Source organism: Janthinobacterium sp. BHSEK (assembly GCF_056174685.1).
The window spans coordinates 1-1604 of record NZ_JBWBYV010000246.1 but is presented as its reverse complement, the minus strand read 5'-3'; the positions used below and the strand labels follow the sequence as shown (position 1 = coordinate 1604).

Annotated in this window: 2 protein-coding genes; both read left to right on the top strand. The window is 61.7% G+C overall.

Annotated elements, in window-relative coordinates; genetic code table 11:
* Positions 1-145: 145 nt before the first annotated feature.
* Positions 146-367: a phage head-tail joining protein gene (locus tag AC0V2Y_RS28790; RefSeq protein ID WP_475418006.1), complete on the top strand. Its 222-nt coding sequence runs from the start codon at positions 146-148 to the stop codon at positions 365-367.
* Between the two features lies 1 nt (position 368).
* Positions 369-1604 (top strand): phage portal protein (locus AC0V2Y_RS28785; RefSeq protein WP_475418483.1); only part of this gene is annotated, 1236 nt, incomplete at its 3' end.

Sequence of the window (1604 nt, the reverse complement as noted above, 5' to 3'; positions counted from 1 at the left end):
TGGCGCCAGTGCCTGCGATGGCGGCAGAGAGCGCACCCCTTCCTGTGCAGACGTCTGCACATCCTGAAATGCAACAGCGGCCCGCAGCTCAGCATCACGATGATGACTGGCTGAGTGGCACCGATAACTGGCTGGAGTAAAAACGATGGCATTTACACTGAAACAACTATCCGCGCTGGAAGCGGCCATCGGCAGCGGCGAACTGTCGATCGAGTATGACGGCAAGAAAGTCACCTACCGCAGTATGGCCGACCTGACCAAGGCGTATGAAATGGTCAAGAACCAACTGATGGCCTCGGGCGCACTGGCGGCGCCGGCGATGTCCAACCGTGGCCCGGCGACTTTGACGGTTTTTTCGCGGGACTGACATGGGTGCGATGACCGATATGAATTGGCTCGACCGGGCCGTCAACTTCCTCAGTCCTGGCCATGGCGTGCGCCGTACACAGGCGCGCATGGCGCTGGAGATGGCGCGGGCTTATGAAGCGGCCAAGGTGGGGCGGCGGGGCGATGGCTGGCGGGCAGGCAGCGGCAGTGCCAACGCGGAAGTGCTGCCGGCGTTGTCCATCGTGCGCAACCGCGCCCGCGAGGCGGTGCGCAATAACGAGTACGCAAGCGCCGCGTTGAATGCCTTGGTCACCAACACGGTCGGCATCGGCATTGTTGGCAAGGCGCCTGAACAGGCGCTGTGGGACGACTGGTGCGAGTACTGCGACGCGGACGGCCAGCTGGACTTCAATGGCTTGATGGAGCTGGCGGCCCGCACGCGCTATGAAAGCGGCGAAGTGCTTATCCGCTTTCGCTGGCGCAGTCCCGAAGATGGCCTGGTGGTGCCGCTGCAGCTGCAGGTGCTTGAGCCGGATCACCTCGATACGCTCAAGACCGGCCCGCTCGACAATGGCAACTACGCCATTGCTGGTGTGGAATACAACGTCATCGGCCAGCGCCTGGCGTACTGGCTGTTCCCGTCGCATCCTGGCGAGGTGCTGATCATTGGTGGCAACCGCTTGCAAAGCAAGCGTGTGCCGGCCAGCGAGGTGCTGCATTACTACCGAAAACGCCGACCGTCGCAAGTGCGCGGCATGCCGGAATTTGCCGTCTCGTTGATGCGCTTGCGTGACCTGGGTGATTACGAGCAGGCCGAACTGGTGCGCAAGAAAATCGAGGCGTGCTTTGTTGCCTTCGTGCGTACCGACAATGAATCGGCGCGCCTGGGCCAGGTGCAGAGCAATGCCGGTGCGAACGAGAAGGTCGCGCCGGGCATGATCAAGTACTTGAACAACGCCGAGAGTGTTGACTTCGGCGCGCCAGCAGCCTTCAGCGGCTACGGCGATTACTCTGCCACGCAGTTGCATGCGATAGCGGTGGGCGCAGGCGTCACTTACGAACAGTTGACAGGCGACCTGTCGCGCGTCAATTTCAGCTCGATTCGCGCTGGTCTGGTGGAGTTCCGCCTTCGCATCAAACAAGAGCAGTGGTTGTGCCTGGTGCCTATGGTGATGAACCCTATCGCACGGCGATTCCAGGAAGCAGCCCGGCTGGCCGGTGCGCAGCGGGTTCCATCTAAGCGCTTTGTCTGGACCATGCCCAAGCTGGAGTATATC

Bases quoted from the DNA above. Each gene is read 5' to 3' on its own strand.
- AC0V2Y_RS28790 (WP_475418006.1), top strand. From the start codon at position 146: ATGGCATTTACACTGAAACAACTATCCGCGCTGGAAGCGGCCATCGGC.